General features: G+C 59.5%; 12 protein-coding genes. 6 read left to right on the top strand and 6 right to left on the bottom strand.

Features of this window, described 5'->3' with window-relative positions; translation table 11 throughout:
- The first annotated feature begins 186 nt into the window (after positions 1-186).
- The 5 genes from glnA to ntrC all read left to right on the top strand — a co-directional run bounded on the left by glnA (position 187) and on the right by ntrC (position 5804).
- Positions 187-1593, top strand: coding sequence for a type I glutamate--ammonia ligase (gene glnA, locus AB4N73_RS23450; protein ID WP_016772104.1), 1407 nt, complete (start codon positions 187-189; stop codon positions 1591-1593).
- A 329-nt stretch (positions 1594-1922) separates the two neighbouring features.
- A complete protein-coding gene (locus AB4N73_RS23445) occupies positions 1923-2435 on the top strand; it encodes a DUF4124 domain-containing protein (protein WP_252879273.1) in 513 nt (170 codons plus the stop codon).
- On the top strand, positions 2432-3055 hold the full coding sequence (locus AB4N73_RS23440) for a DUF4124 domain-containing protein (RefSeq protein WP_252887176.1): 624 nt from the start codon (positions 2432-2434) through the stop codon (positions 3053-3055). Before AB4N73_RS23445 ends, AB4N73_RS23440 begins: the two co-directional genes overlap by 4 nt.
- Positions 3056-3285: 230 nt before the next feature.
- Positions 3286-4371, top strand: coding sequence for a nitrogen regulation protein NR(II) (glnL, locus tag AB4N73_RS23435; RefSeq protein ID WP_024011230.1), 1086 nt, complete (start codon positions 3286-3288; stop codon positions 4369-4371).
- Entirely contained in the window at positions 4368-5804 is a 1437-nt protein-coding gene (gene ntrC, locus AB4N73_RS23430) for a nitrogen regulation protein NR(I) (RefSeq protein WP_016772108.1), read from the top strand. The genes glnL and ntrC overlap by 4 nt, the downstream gene beginning before the upstream one ends.
- Positions 5805-6414: 610 nt before the next feature.
- Here the strand turns inward: ntrC and AB4N73_RS23425 are convergent.
- The 4 genes from AB4N73_RS23425 to AB4N73_RS23410 form a co-directional block, all read right to left on the bottom strand.
- Entirely contained in the window at positions 6415-8886 is a 2472-nt protein-coding gene (locus tag AB4N73_RS23425; RefSeq protein WP_460142601.1) for a leucine-rich repeat domain-containing protein, read from the bottom strand.
- A gap of 247 nt (positions 8887-9133) precedes the next feature.
- Complete coding sequence (locus tag AB4N73_RS23420) at positions 9134-11599, bottom strand: leucine-rich repeat domain-containing protein (RefSeq protein ID WP_460142600.1); 2466 nt, start codon at positions 11597-11599, stop codon at positions 9134-9136.
- A gap of 119 nt (positions 11600-11718) precedes the next feature.
- Positions 11719-13710: a leucine-rich repeat domain-containing protein gene (locus AB4N73_RS23415; RefSeq protein WP_460142599.1), complete on the bottom strand. Its 1992-nt coding sequence runs from the start codon at positions 13708-13710 to the stop codon at positions 11719-11721.
- A 186-nt stretch (positions 13711-13896) separates the two neighbouring features.
- Positions 13897-14337, bottom strand: a complete 441-nt coding sequence (locus AB4N73_RS23410; RefSeq protein ID WP_071174114.1) for a hypothetical protein — start codon at positions 14335-14337, stop codon at positions 13897-13899.
- On the opposite strand from AB4N73_RS23410, the gene AB4N73_RS23405 reads away from it, so the two are divergent.
- Positions 14336-14791, top strand: a complete 456-nt coding sequence (locus AB4N73_RS23405; protein ID WP_016772113.1) for a tRNA (cytidine(34)-2'-O)-methyltransferase — start codon at positions 14336-14338, stop codon at positions 14789-14791. The two genes, AB4N73_RS23410 and AB4N73_RS23405, sit on opposite strands and share 2 nt — an antisense overlap.
- 121 nt (positions 14792-14912) lie before the next feature.
- Here AB4N73_RS23405 and secB read toward each other — a convergent pair whose 3' ends face one another.
- Together secB and grxC are read right to left on the bottom strand one after the other, a co-directional pair.
- The gene (secB, locus tag AB4N73_RS23400) at positions 14913-15398 is read right to left on the bottom strand and encodes a protein-export chaperone SecB (protein WP_016772114.1); all 486 of its coding nucleotides are present in this window, start codon (positions 15396-15398) and stop codon (positions 14913-14915) included.
- Positions 15399-15455: 57 nt separating this feature from the next.
- A complete protein-coding gene (grxC, locus tag AB4N73_RS23395; protein ID WP_016772115.1) occupies positions 15456-15710 on the bottom strand; it encodes a glutaredoxin 3 in 255 nt (84 codons plus the stop codon).
- Position 15711 lies beyond the last annotated feature (1 nt).

The following is a 15711-nucleotide window of genomic DNA, read 5'->3' as shown; positions in this document are numbered from 1 at the left end:
GCGGGATTTGTCGATTCAGAACCTCGCACGCCTTAATAAGCGTGAATTTGGGGCAAAAAACCCATGCTGGGGCACTGGCATGCAATTTGCTCCCTTGTGAGGCAGGTTGCCTTGGCAGAGTATTCGCGCCGGCATCACCATTATTAAGGGCATCCACTACCCGCCCTAATTCACCCGGAGGACACTATGTCGAAGTCGGTTCAACTCATCAAAGATCATGACGTCAAGTGGATTGATCTGCGCTTCACGGACACCAAAGGCACTCAGCACCACGTGACCATGCCGGCTCGCGATGCGCTGGATGACGACTTCTTCGAAGTCGGCAAGATGTTCGACGGTTCCTCCATCTCCGGCTGGAAAGGCATCGAAGCCTCCGACATGATCCTGATGCCGGTCGACGAAACGGCCGTGCTCGATCCGTTCACCGAAGACCCAACCCTGATTCTGGTGTGCGACATCATCGAGCCTTCGAGCATGCAAGGCTACGATCGCGACCCACGTGCGATCGCCAAGCGCGCCGAAGAGCACCTGAAAGCCACCGGTATCGGTGACACCGTATTCGCCGGTCCGGAGCCTGAGTTCTTCATCTTTGACTCGGTGAAATTCAAGTCGGACATCTCCGGCTCGATGTTCAAGATCTACTCCGAGCAAGGTTCGTGGATGTCCGACCAGGACATCGAAGGCGGCAACAAGGGTCACCGTCCAGGCGTGAAAGGCGGCTACTTCCCGGTTCCACCGTTCGACCACGACCACGAAATCCGTACCGCCATGTGCAACGCACTGGAAGAAATGGGTCAGTCGGTTGAAGTTCACCACCACGAAGTGGCGACTGCCGGCCAGAACGAAATCGGCGTCAAGTTCAACACCCTGGTGAAGAAGGCCGACGAAGTTCAGACCCTGAAATACGTTGTGCACAACGTTGCCGACGCTTACGGCCGCACCGCGACCTTCATGCCGAAGCCACTGTACGGCGACAACGGTTCGGGCATGCACGTACACATGTCGATCTGGAAAGACGGCAAGAACACCTTCGCAGGTGAAGGCTATGCCGGCCTGTCCGATACCGCTCTGTACTTCATCGGCGGCATCATCAAGCACGGTAAGGCCCTGAACGGCTTCACCAACCCGGCGACCAACTCCTACAAGCGTCTGGTGCCAGGCTTCGAAGCTCCGGTAATGCTGGCCTACTCGGCTCGCAACCGTTCCGCTTCGATCCGTATTCCTTACGTGTCGAGCCCGAAAGCCCGCCGTATCGAAGCACGCTTCCCGGATCCGGCTGCCAACCCGTACCTGGCTTTCGCAGCTCTGCTGATGGCCGGTCTGGACGGTATCCAGAACAAGATCCACCCAGGCGATGCCGCCGACAAGAACCTGTACGACCTGCCGCCTGAAGAGGCGAAAGAGATTCCACAGGTTTGCGGCAGCCTCAAAGAAGCCCTGGAAGAGCTGGACAAGGGCCGCGCGTTCCTGACCAAGGGCGGCGTGTTCTCCGACGACTTCATCGACGCTTACATCGCGCTGAAATCGGAAGAAGAAATCAAGGTTCGCACCTTCGTGCACCCACTGGAATATGAGCTGTACTACAGCTGCTGATCCGGTAGCGCTGCGTAAAGCGGCGTGACACAAGAGGCCTCCTTCGGGAGGCCTTTTTTATTGCCCGGCGCAACGCATTTTCCATGTGGGAGCGAGCCTGCTCGCGAAGGCGGTGGGTCATTGATCGTTCCCACGCTCCGCGTGGGAGTGCAGCCCGTGACGCTCTGCGTCACTGGACGCGGAGCGTCCCAGGAGGCATTCCCACGCAGAGCATGGGAACGATCCGTGTTTTGGCTACCAGTCTTTTCAATTCCAGTTATTAACGGTTTTGGCCAACCGCCCCACCTGTCCTATGCTGCTACCCACAGTTTCCAACCCCGGTCGATTTCATGGGTCGCACGCTTCTCTACATTCTGCTGCTGATCGCCCTGCCCGCCGCCGCGCAGATCTACAAGTACACCGACGCCAACGGCAACACGGCGTACAGCAATCAGCCGCCGGACGGCGTGCAGGCGCAACCGGTCGAGTTGCCACCACTCAATCGGGTCGAGCCGCAAGCGCCGAGCGCGCCGCAATCACCCCGCCCCGAAGCACCGCAACCAGCGCGCAACGCCTATGAAATCCTCGAACTCGCCGGTCTGCCCACTGACGAGGCGCTGCGCGCCAACAACGGCACCTTCACGGTCAACGTCCTGATCAAACCGCGCCTGCAATCGCCGCATCAACTGAGACTGGTGCTGGACGACGAGCCCTATGGCCAGCCGAGCAACGTGCCGGTTCTGCAACTGGTCAACATCGATCGCGGCGAGCATCGCCTGGCCGTGCAAGTGATCGACGGCCAAAGCGTCGTTCAGCAGAGCCCGCCAGCCGTCTTCACCGTGCAACGGGTGCATACGCCATGATCCGCGCGGGGCTGGCACTCATTCTGGCGCTGATGTCGACGTACACCTTGGCGGAGGTCTTTACCTATGTCGACGCGCAGGGCAACCGCGTCTATACCGACCAGCCACGCGCCAACGCCAAGCGAGTGCCGATCGCGACGAGCAATCGCATGGCTGTCCCTGCCAACACCGCAGCACCGATCACCACAGCGAAAAAATCCGCCGAACCAGCGCCCTTTCACTACGACATGCTGCGCATTCTGATCCCGGAGCCTGATGCCACTCTGCGCAGCAGCGCCGGCGAGCTGATCGTCAGCGTCACCAGCGAGCCCGGCCTGCAAAGCGGCCATCGTTATCGCCTGCTGCTGGATGGCAAGGCCACTGGCGAGCCCGGCGTCAGCCCGGTATTTGCGCTGAGCAATATCGATCGCGGCAGCCACAGCCTTTCGATCGAAATCCTCGACGCCGCCGGGCGTACCGTGGAACGCACCGCCAATCAGCCGTTCCACATGCTGCGGATTTCCCTGGCGCAGAAACGCCAGGTCAAACCCTGCGTTGCCGACGACTATGGCGTGCGCCCGGAATGTCCGCTCAAGGACAAACCTGAAGAGCCGAAAAATCCATTCCTGCGCTTCTTTTAACCTCCGCCAGCCGCGCGCACTCTATTGGTGCACTAAACTGCATCTCGCCCACAACTCAACCCATTTTGGTTCGAAACTTCCCGTTTGAGCTGGCTTCGTGCCATACAAACGCGCGTCAAACGCCTGTTTCAGGGGTTAAACGCTTCTTTTCGGAGCCTTGGTTTGGTTTTTGCATTTTCCCGACATCAGCGCTTTGTTCTCGCGCACGCCTTGCTCCAAAAGGGGTCCAGATGACCATAAGCGACGCTATTCACCGTTTGCTGCTCGACAACCTGACCACGGCGACCATCCTGCTCGACGCCGAATTGCGCTTGGAGTACATGAACCCGGCGGCGGAGATGCTGTTGGCCGTCAGCGGTCAGCGCAGCCACGGCCAGTTCATCAGCGAGCTGTTCACCGAATCCCCCGAGGCGCTCAATTCCCTGCGTCAGGCCGTGGAGCAGGCGCACCCTTTCACCAAGCGTGAAGCGATGCTCACCGCCCTCACCGGCCAGACGCTGACCGTGGATTACGCGGTCACGCCAATCCTCAGCAACGGCGAGACTTTGCTTTTGCTTGAAGTGCACCCGCGTGATCGCCTGTTGCGCATCACCAAGGAAGAGGCGCAGCTGTCCAAGCAGGAAACCAGCAAGATGCTGGTGCGCGGTTTAGCCCACGAGATCAAGAACCCCCTCGGCGGCATCCGTGGCGCAGCGCAATTGCTCGCCCGCGAACTCCCGGAGGAAAGCCTGCGCGATTACACCAATGTGATCATCGAAGAGGCCGACCGCCTGCGCAATCTGGTCGATCGCATGCTCGGCTCGAACAAACTGCCGTCGCTGGCCATGTGCAACGTCCACGAAGTGCTCGAACGCGTCTGCCATCTGGTCGAAGCCGAAAGCCAGGGCTGCATCACCCTGGTGCGTGATTACGACCCGAGCATTCCCGACGTTCTGATCGACCGCGAGCAAATGATTCAGGCGGTGTTGAACATCGTGCGCAATGCGATGCAGGCCATCAGCAGCCAGAACGAGCTGCGCCTGGGCCGCATCAGCCTGCGCACCCGCGCCATGCGCCAGTTCACCATCGGCCACATCCGCCATCGTCTGGTGACCAAGATCGAGATCATCGACAACGGTCCCGGCATTCCGGCGGAACTGCAGGAAACCATTTTCTTTCCCATGGTCAGCGGCCGCCCGGATGGTACCGGGCTGGGCCTGGCCATTACCCAGAACATCATCAGTCAGCACCAGGGCCTGATCGAGTGTGAGAGCCATCCAGGCCACACCACCTTCTCGATCTTCCTGCCACTGGAACAAGGAGCCACATCGACATGAGCCGTAGTGAAACCGTGTGGATCGTCGATGACGACCGTTCTATCCGTTGGGTCCTGGAAAAAGCCTTGCAGCAGGAAGGCATGACCACCCAGAGCTTCGACAGCGCCGATGGCGTGATGAGTCGTCTGGCCCGGCAGCAGCCGGACGTGATCATTTCCGATATCCGCATGCCGGGCGCCAGTGGCCTGGATCTGCTGGCGCGGATTCGCGAACAGCACCCACGGCTGCCGGTCATCATCATGACCGCTCACTCCGATCTGGACAGCGCTGTCGCCTCCTATCAGGGCGGCGCTTTCGAGTACCTGCCCAAGCCGTTCGACGTCGATGAAGCGGTATCGCTGGTCAAACGCGCCAACCAGCATGCGCAGGAACAGCAAGGCCTGGAGGTTGTGCCGGCGCTGACCCGCACCCCGGAAATCATCGGCGAAGCGCCGGCGATGCAGGAAGTGTTTCGCGCCATCGGGCGCCTGAGCCACTCCAACATCACCGTGCTGATCAACGGCGAATCCGGTACCGGTAAAGAACTGGTGGCCCACGCCCTGCACCGCCACAGCCCACGCGCGGCCTCGCCGTTCATTGCGCTGAACATGGCGGCGATCCCCAAGGATCTGATGGAATCCGAGCTGTTCGGCCACGAGAAAGGCGCGTTCACCGGCGCGGCGAATTTGCGTCGCGGTCGTTTTGAACAGGCGGACGGCGGCACGCTGTTTCTCGATGAAATCGGCGACATGCCGGCGGACACCCAGACGCGTCTGTTGCGCGTGCTGGCCGATGGCGAGTTCTACCGCGTCGGCGGCCATGTACCGGTCAAGGTGGATGTACGCATCATCGCCGCGACCCACCAGAATCTCGAAACACTTGTCCACGCCGGCAAATTCCGTGAGGACTTGTTCCACCGCCTGAACGTGATCCGCATCCACATCCCGCGCCTGTCGGATCGTCGTGAAGACATTCCAACCCTGGCCCGGCACTTCCTCAGCCGCGCCGCGCAGGAACTGGCGGTCGAGCCGAAGCTGCTGAAAAGCGAGACCGAGGAATACCTGAAAAACCTGCCGTGGCCAGGTAACGTGCGCCAGCTGGAGAACACCTGTCGCTGGATCACCGTCATGGCCTCCGGCCGTGAAGTGCACATCAGCGATTTGCCGCCGGAACTGCTCAACCTGCCGCAGGATTCGGCGCCAGTGACCAACTGGGAACAGGCCCTGCGCCAATGGGCAGATCAGGCCTTGGCCCGTGGCCAGTCGAGCCTGCTCGACAGCGCAGTGCCGGCGTTCGAGCGGATCATGATCGAGACGGCACTGAAGCACACCGCAGGACGTCGGCGTGATGCGGCGGTGCTGTTGGGTTGGGGGCGGAACACCCTGACGCGCAAGATCAAGGAACTGGGGATGAAGGTTGATGGTGGGGATGATGATGAGGGGGAAGAGGGTTAACGCTTAAGGGTTGCCGTGTACTCAGGATCGATCCCCCTCACCCCAGCCCTCTCCCGGGGGAAGGGAGCAATCTCGGGTGGTTTCGAGGCCCGGGTTCGGCTCGGTATCTCAGGTCGGCGTAACTTGACCGGGCAACTCGGTCAGTCCCCTCTCCCTTGGGAGAGGGTCAGGGTGAGGGCCACCGTGCACCGCATCAATGCACGATGACCCGTGATCGCGCAGAGCCCGATTCTCATCGCCCAGTTCCGAAGTGCCGAAAAACCCAGACTTGAAATAAGCGAAAGCCCCGTATTCCGGGGCTTTCGCGTTTTCGAAGCATTTTTTGTTACAGCAAATCAAAACCTGGCACGCCGCCTGCAATATCTATCTCAGGTGATTCGATTCACCACCCGTTTCGGGGACCTTGGTACAGGCAGGCCGGGGATTCCCCTCTTTACACCGGGCTCGCAGCGCAAAGCGGCGAGCCTACCCTTTTGGGATCCTTGGTACAGGCAGGCCGGGGGTTCCCTCTTTACACCGGGCTGACGCTGCAAGCGAAGCCCATGCTTTTGGGAACCCTGATACAGGCAGGTCAGGGATTCCCGCTTTTACACCGCAATGCGTCCCGCCCCTATTCGAACCTGGGGCGCTCGGGCACATGATGTGGGGGCTGGTTTTGCCATGTCGGGTCAAACCTCCTTACTTCCTCCTCCAGCCTGTCCAGCATTTTCCCCGGGCTGGGTTCAGTAGACGCAATGTTCAGCAAACTTTCTTGCTCACCTACGCTGGCCTTTTGGAAGCTTTCAATAAACGACCAGAACCGGCGCTGCAAAAGCAGACGCTCAACCTGAAATTCCGGCGTACGCACCAGATTTCTGAGTTGTTTGATCATTGCGGGGTTCGCTTGAAGGACAAATGAATCCCACAGGGCAGACTTTTCAGCGCGTTGCGTTTGGGGGACATGGTGCAGCCATGGACTGTCCGCCAAATCAGCCTCGATTCTCCCAAGCCACAGATCGGGACCCGTCTGCCGACGTGCAGCTATCAATCGTCGAAGAGAAGCGGGGTCGGCAATCGGACTGCCAGTCAGGTCAAACCCTTTTCTCAGCTCAATGGTTTCGGGAATGGCTCTGATCGCGGTATAGGCCAGATTCAAACGTGTCCTGGGAATATCGGATGTCACGCCATCCGGGAATTCTCTTATACGAGTTCGGTGGAGATCGACTTCCCGCAACGCCGTCATTCCCCGCAGTGAGGGCGCCACAGCCAGCCGACTTTCCGACAAATTCAATATCTCCAGCCGCGACGGACCGTTCTGCAAACCAAGCCCGGGCGGCGGCGAGGTTATGAACGTATTGGCCAGATTCAACTCTCGCAATCCGGACATGCGAGTCACATCAGGTGCTTCTGTCAAATCGGGATTATGGTACAGGTCAAGCACCTCCAACCGTGACGCCACGGGCCATTGATCCAGCCCGACAGGGGGACGACTCAAACCACAGGAACGTGCGCGCAAGACCCGCAACTCGCTCATGCCACGCACTGAAAAAAGCGGCCAGATACTGCAGTGCGTCAGGCTCAACTCCCGCAAACGGGTCAATCGCGTGAAATGCTCAAGGCCGTCCGACGGGAGCCATAGTCTGGCTTCCTGCATCGTCAGGACTTTCAACGTCGGGAGTTTATCGATTTCGGCCAACAGTTCATGACACTTGCCATTGAATCTGCGGATTTCGAGGGTTTCAATGTGGGAAAGCATCGAGAACAATTTTCCCAGACTTTTCGAAGGACTTCCTTCCAGGCCTAGAGATACGACGGATCTGAGCGGAACGGAACAACCCGGTAGCGCCAGATTGCGCCGACTTCCCAGGTCGAGCTCCAGCTTGAAACCGACCAGCCGCCCGTCGCGGTAGACTTTTTCCGAATGCTCTCCCTGCCATTTGAACAACCGACGCACGTTGGCCCCTATTGCCAGCCGGCGCCTGCGTTCGGCAATGTCCTGGCCTTTGTAACCCGTCTCCCAGGCAGTGATCTCACGGTTCAATCGAGGAAACTCCAGCTCAAGCCGCTTGAGTTCGACTTCTGCGACACCCGCTTCCCCATAACGCGCAATGAAATCATCGGCATGTTGATCCGTCGCATCAGCAAAATAGCGTCTGACCAGTGTCCGTGTGGTCGCAACCAGAACCGGCGGCTGCCCCCCGGAGGGGCCTGCGCCGGTGAGCCAGGGGCGGTGAAAGTTGAACGGGTTGGCAGGTGCTTGAGCAGCGCCATCCATCCCACCGCGCAAACCTGTGAGGATGCAAACCCAGGTGTTCTGCTCGCTGCGGGTGATCGCCAGGGTTTCACCGCCCAGGCTGGCGCGGTAAATGTTCGCGCTGTCGGCAGCGACGGGATCATTGGGTTTGACCAGGCGCCAAACCCTGTATTCCGGGCGGGAGGCATCCAGATCCTGCATCACCTGATACGCCTGCTCATGGATGACCACATAGAGTTTGCCATCGTGACGTATCACGCCATCGCTGCCCGATTGTGCGCTACTGACATCCAGCCCGGCATGAAAGCCATCCAGGCTTTGGGCGGTCAGGGGGTTGGTGCGGGTGCTGAAGTCGCTGTGCGGATGCCAGATGCCGCTTTCGCTATCGCGCAACATCCATGGGCCGGAAGGGTACAACTCGCCGGGATGTCGAGCGCGATACCATCCCGTATCCGGATCAGCTGCGACGAGAACGAGGCCACTGCCAGGGACGTCAACATAACGGCGATTTTTGTACAGCCTGAAGCCTTCGCCATCAGCGTCAGGCAATTCGGTGGTTGATGTTATCCGGTAAGTCTCCAGCGACCGGTGTATCACAGGAGAAATGGCAGCAACCTCCGGTGCCGGGCGAACCTCGACCACCGGCGCCGGCAGGATCGTATTCGGGCCTGCGTCGTCGCCAGGTTTGGTGCTAAGCGACTTCAGATCATCGAGACCAGCCCAGGGGACCGTGCCATCGCGGACGGGCATATCCGCCGCTGTGAAATCCTTGTCCGAGCTTCGCTTCGGGAACGTGTGGACATCCGTATCAACGTGGGTGCTGCCCCCGCGAGGTGGTTTTACTGACATGTTTTTTCATCCTTGAAAAGTCGCCCCGCCATTCATGCTCAGGGGGGGGGGTCGGCATCCTGCCGGTTAGCTGGGAAGACCAACGATAGCCTGCGTTAACGTTGACGCGCAGCGGAAAAACAGACGGCTCCGGTGGGAAATGACGCTAGCAAATGTGGGAATGGCAGGGCAGGCCGAACGTCATCAGCCTGCGCTTTTGTGCAGGGGTGATGATGCCGGCATCGTGCCGCCTGCGGTTTGCACCCCCCTATGCAAGCCGCGGCCGCTTGGGCAAATGATGCGGGGGCTGGTGCTGCCAGGTTGAGTCGAACTTCGTCATTTCCTCTTCGAGCCTTTCCAGCATTTTTCCGGGACTGGACTCCGTTATCGCGATGTCCCGCAAAGCGTCTTGCTCACCAAGACTCGCCTTTTGGAAATGTTCCAGAAACGCCCAGACCCGACGCTGCAGAAGCGGCCGCTCAACCTGAAACTCAGGCGTGCGGACCAGCTCTCTGATTTTGCCCATCATGGCAACATTCGTCTGATCGATTAACGAGTCCCAGAGGGAAATCCGGGCGGCGCGTTGCGCCTGTGGAACATTGTGCATCCAGTGGTCCATGACCAGATGGCTCGAAGCTCGTCCCAACCAGATGTCCGTACCTGTTTGCCGACGTGCAGCAATCAACCGCCGAAAGTAGACAGGATCGGAAATCAACGTGCCGGTAAGGTTGAAACCTTCCCTGAGTTCAACAGCTTCGGGGATTGATTCGATCCGGGTATAACTCAGATCCAGACGTGCTCGGGGAACCTCGGAGTTCACGCCGTCCGGGAAAGTTTTTATCGCGGTATGGCTCAGGTCAACCTCCAGCAATGCCGACATTGCGCTGAGCGACGGCGCCACAGCGAGTGGGGTGCTGGATAAATTCAAGACCTGGAGTCGCGAAGGACCGCTCTGCATGCCAAGCCCGGGTGGCGGCGCGGATATGCGGGTATGGGACAGATCCAATACTCGCAATTCGGACATCTGGGTCACATCAGGCGGATGTCGCAGTTCGGGATTGTGGTACAGATCAAGCACCTGCAACCGTGACGCCACGGCCACCTCATCCAATCCGAAAGGCAGACGGAGCAAGCCACAGGAACGTGCGCGCAATACCCGTAACCCGGTCATCCCTCGCACTGAAAGATCGGGCCAGATACCACAGTTGATCAGGCTCAACTCTTCCAGCCCGGTCAATGTGGCGAAGTGGTCGAGGCCTGTCGACGACAGCAACAGACTGCTTTCACGAATTTCCAGGACTCTCAACTGTGGGAGCTTGTCGAGTTGGGCAAGCAAGTTCTGGCCGTCGATTCTGCGTGTTTGCAAGGTGTCCATGCGCGGGAACATCGACAACAGATCTCCCAGATTCCTAGAGGTGCGTCCCTCCAGGCCAAGAGACACAACAGATCCGAGTCGAGTCGAAAAAACCGGAAGGGCGAAATTCCCCCGCGCGCCCAAATCCAGTTTCAACCTGAAGCCGATCAGCCGGCCATCCCGGTAGACTTTTTCCGAACTGTCGCCCTGCCACTTGAACAATCGACGCACGCTGGCACCTATTGCCAGTCGCCGAATGCGCTCGGCACTGCTGTCACCCCTGTAGGCAGTCTCCCACGCAGTGACCTCACGGTTGAGTTGAGGAAACTCAAGCTGTAGCCGTTTGAGCTCCACCTCAGCCGCACCTGCCTCAGCAAATCGGGCAATGAAATCATCGGCATGCTGATCGGTGGAGTCGGCGAAATAGCGTTTTACCTGCGCCCGCGTGGTCGCGTCTGCGACCGCAGCTTGCCCCCGTGAAGGGCCGGAGTCAGTGAGCCAGGGGCGATGAAAGTTGAACGGATTGGCACCTGCAGCCTCATTGCGCTGCATGCCCCCGCGTAAACCAGGAAGGATGGAAACCCAGGTATTGCGCTCGTTCCGGGTAATGGCCAGCGTCTCACCGCCGAGGCTGGCGCGATAAATGTTTGCGCTGTCGGTGGCGCCGGGATGACTGGGATCAACCAGACGCCAGACCTTGTATTCCGGGCGAGACGCAGCAAGATCCTGCAAAACCTGATACGCCTGTTGATCAATGACCACGTAGAGCTTGCCAGCGTGACGTACCACGCCGTCGCTGCCGGGGGCGACGCCGCTGAGATCCAGCCCGCTGCGAAATCCCTGCAAACCCGCAGCGGTCAGAGGATCGGTGCGTGCGTTGAAGTCGTTGTGCGGATGCCAGAGGCCGCTGCGGCTATCCCGCAACATCCATGGACCGGTGGGCAGCAACTCGCTGGGGAGTCGAGCGCGATAAAATCCGCTGTCCGGATCCACCCCTACCAGAACGATGCCGCCGCCAGACACATCCACATACTGACGTTTTTTGTACAGCCTGAAGCCGTCACCGTCAGCTGCCGGCAGTCCGGCCGGTGATCGCATTGCATAACTGTCCAGCGACCTGGCGATGACGGGAGGACTTGGATTGGTGTGGGGCGCAGGGCGAACCTCGACCATCGGCGTCGGCAAGGTCCTGTCCGCGCCGACAACATCGCCCGGCAAGCTGCCCCGCAGCTTCGGATCATCGCCACGAACCCAGGGGGCGGTGCCATTGAGATCGGGAGTGCGCACCAGTGCGAAATCCTTGTCCAGACGTCGGGTCATGGCCGGGTGAACATCCGTGTCCACGCGGGTGCTGCCACTGCGGGGTGGTTTTACTGGCATGTTTTCATCCTTGAAAGTCGTCCCTGGCATTTATCCCAGAGACGATGGGGGGGTGGCATTGCTGTTACAGACGGGTCGAGGTTTGCCGCTTTTGCATCGGCACTGCGTACTCCTGCGAGTTACTCGAACCTGGGACGCTTGGGCAAAGGGTGCAGCGGCTGACTCTGTCGTCCTCCGTCATAGCTGCGGATTTCATTCTCCAGCCCGTCCAGCATTCTCCCGGGACTCGTTTCCGTATAAAGAATGACGTCGAGCCTGGCCCGCTCGTTAACTTCGGCGCTGTCATACATTTCCAGAAACCACCACACGCGCCGCTGCAGAAGCGGGCGCTCCACGTGAAACTCGGGCGTTCGACTCAGTCGACGAAGAATGCCGGTCACTGCCAGTGGCATTGCGGCGTTATGCCTGTCCCACAGCGCTTGTTTTTCCGCTATCTGTTCCTGTGGCACATTGCGTAGCCAGAGATCGGCAGTTACATCGCTGCTTTCCTGCCCAAGCCAGATATCGGTGCCTGTCTCTACACGTGCTCGTATCAACCGCCGTAAAGAGGCCGGGTCCATTATCGGATTGCCGATGAGATTGAAGCCCGCTCTGAGCTCCACGGATTCGGGGATCGACCTGATGTGATTGTCCGCAAGATTCAGTTCTCTTGCGGGAATCCTGTCGGTAATGCCCTCGGGAAATCTTTGCAATCGTGTATTGGAAAGATCCAGCTCCTGCAGTGCGGTCATGTGTTCGAGTGAGGGGCTGATCGAAAGCGGATTGCCCCCCAGTCTCAACACTTCCAGCTTCGACGCCACGTCGATGGCCTCAAGTCCGGAAGGCAGCAGGTGTATTCCGGTGCGGCTCAGATCCAGCACCCGCAGTTCAGTCATCCCTCTGATATCAGCTGCCACTTGCAAAAAGGTGACTTGCTCCTGACGCCGCATCTGCATGTCCAGGCTGTTCACCGGGGCCTCGAATGTGTTGCAAAGCCATAGCTCGTTTAGCCTGGCAAGGCCTCGTACGGAAAAGTCAGACGTTAGTTCACAGTCCTGCAGGTGCAGCCTTTGCAAACGCGGGAATCTTTTCAATTGCTCGGCAAATCGCGAATCCAGCCTGAATTTCGAATAAGCCCGTTCGATCACGTTCCAGCCTTGAAACCGCCCTTCCACTTCGATTGCCTGACTGGTAATGGTCAGACTTTCAAGATTGGGAAACTGTGCGCAAAACACGTCCGGGTCCAGCCGGCCACGGCCTCTTAAAGTCAGAGAAATCACTGAGCTGAATTTCAAGGAAAGCGGTTTTTGAACTGGCCATATCGTCAGATCGATTTCCAGCTTGAAGCCCACATGCCGCCCGTCACGGTAGACGCGCTGTTCGGGCTGACCTTGCCATCGGTACAACTGGCGAAACGTCGCCCATATATTCCGCGCCTCATGTAACTCCTTGTCCGATGAAATGCGACCTCGACTGATCGGCAGGTCAAAACGCGTTGAGTCCAATTGCGCCAGCCCAAGCTGGATATGCTTGAGCTCAAGCTCTGCCCCGTCCTTGTCATCGAACCGGGCGATGAAGGCGTCCGCGTCCTCGTCGGTCGTGTCGGGCAGGTACTTGCGGATCTGCTCCCGGGTGGTGGGCTCCGCGACTTCACGCGCATACCAAAGTCCGCTGTCCACATCGCGCAGCATCACCGGGCCGGATGGGAGCAACTCGCTTGGCCGCCGGGCTCGATACAGACCCGTCGCAGGATCCACTGCGACAGGCACCAGGTCGCCGTTGACCAGGTCTGCGTAGGTTCGCCGACTGATCACCCGCAAACCCTCACTGTTGACCTGTGGAAGTATCGCTCGGGCGTTGGTGACGTAATTGTCCAGCGAAGGCTGGGTGGCGGGAGGGCGAATACCTTCTGCGAGTGCGCGCACCACAACGGCCGCGGCAGGGGGTATGGCACCCAGGGTCGCATCACTGGATGATTCGACGCGCGGCAGCAAATGGTGCTGAGCAAAATTCACATCGACGCCTGTGCGACCCGGGTGGCCGTGGAGCGAAATGTCGGCGTCCGCAGCCCGATGCAGGCTGCCCGGAACGTCCACGTGGGTACCGCCACCGCGAGGGGGTTTTACTGGCATGTTTTCATCCTTGAAAAAGACGCCCCATGCTGTCGAGCAAGGGGACAACGGGTTTCGGCATCCTGCCGTTTGAAGGGGCAAACGATAGCGTGGACGAGCATCGAACGGAGATGGGAAAGGGAGACGGCCGCAGTGGGAAACGACCTCAAACAGTGTCGGAGCGCGCCCAGTGATGAGGACTTGCCCCTAGGGCTCGCTCAAGCGGATCTCCAGCCGCCAACGATCATCGACCTCGCTGCCAACCCAGTCGCCCTGCAACGGGCGCGCCGCCAGCACCGTCAGCAACAATCCGCCATCACTCTTGCGCGTGCGCCAGTTGACGTCCTTGCCGTTGAGCCTGAGCTGGCCTTTCTGCGGTCGACCTTCGGCCTGAAACAGCAGCGCGACGGTGCCGTCGATGATCTCGCCGTGCAGCTTAGGCTCATTGTTGAACCACACCACCAGGCCGCCATCGGTAACCTCGACCTGCTCCAGCACGCTCGGATCCGGCGTGGTCAGACGGCCAATCATCAAGCCGATCATCAAGCCGACAATCGCCAGCGAGCCGATGACTCGCGGGAATAGTTTCGAACGGTTGTCCACAGGCGGCGTAGAATGCCGCTCATCTTTACCTTCGGAGCCGTGCATGTTTCACGTCATCCTTTTTCAACCAGAAATTCCGCCGAACACCGGCAACGTTATCAGGCTGTGCGCCAACAGCGGCTGCCACCTGCATTTGATCGAACCACTGGGTTTCGAGATGGACGACAAGCGCCTGCGCCGTGCCGGTCTCGACTACCACGAATATGCCACGTTACAGCGTCACGCTGATCTGGCCAGTTGTCTGGAAAGTCTGGGCAACCCGCGCGTGTTCGCCTTCACCACCAAGGGTTCGCGGCCGTTCCATGATGCCGCGTTCGTGCCCGGCGACGCGTTTCTGTTCGGTCCGGAAAGCCGTGGCCTGCCAGCGGACGTGCTCGACGCCCTGCCCGCCGAACAGCGCCTGCGCCTGCCGATGCGCGAAGGCTGCCGCAGCCTGAACCTGTCCAACACCGTGGCGGTCGCCGTGTACGAAGCGTGGCGGCAGAACGACTTCAAGTAACGCCGCAAGCAAATGTGGGAGCGAGCCTGCTCGCGATTACGGAGTGTCAGTCAACATTGATGTGTCTGACAGACCGCTTTCGCGAGCAGGCTCGCTCCCACATGGGTATTACTGAACCGTCTTACTGAACGGTCGGGGTCTCGCCGCTTTCCTGCATGCGCTGCAGCTCTTGCGCGTACAGGGCGTCGAAGTTCACGGGGGCCAGCATCAGCGCCGGGAACGAACCGCGGGTGACAAGGCTGTCCAGGGTTTCGCGGGCGTACGGGAACAGGATGTTCGGGCAGAACGCACCGAGGGTGTGGCTCATCGAAGCCGCGTCCAGATTCTTGATCAGGAAGATACCGGCCTGTTGCACTTCAGCGATGAAGGCCACTTCTTCGCCGTTTTTCACGGTAACGGAAAGGGTCAGCACCACTTCGTAGAAATCGCCTTCCAGCGCTTTCTGGCGGGTGTTCAGATCCAGACCGACCGCCGGATCCCACTGCTGGCGGAAGATCGCCGGGCTTTTCGGGGCTTCGAAGGACAGGTCGCGTACGTAGATGCGCTGCAAGGAGAATTGCGGTGCGGTTTCTTCTTCGCTGGCTGCAGTGTTCTGTTGGTCAGTCATCTCAGATCCTTATCGATCTTGGGTCTTTTAGGGAGTGCTGTACGTGGGTGCAGCCGTTCAGCCCTTGAGCAGCGCGTCGAGTTTGCCGGCGCGCTCCAGGGCGTATAAATCATCGCAACCGCCGATGTGCTTTGCGCCGATCCAGATTTGCGGCACGGACGTGCGCCCGGCCTTTTTGGTCATTTCGGCACGCAGCTGCGGCTTGCCATCGACCTTGATCTCTTCGAAGGCCACGCCTTTGCTGGCGAGCAGATGCTTGGCGCGCGAGCAGTAAGGGCAGTAATCGCTGGAATAGACGATGACTTCGCTCATG

Source organism: Pseudomonas sp. S3_B08, from assembly GCF_054667725.1.
The sequence above is the reverse complement of the archived record's forward strand: the minus strand, read 5'-3'. Positions and strand labels throughout refer to the sequence as shown.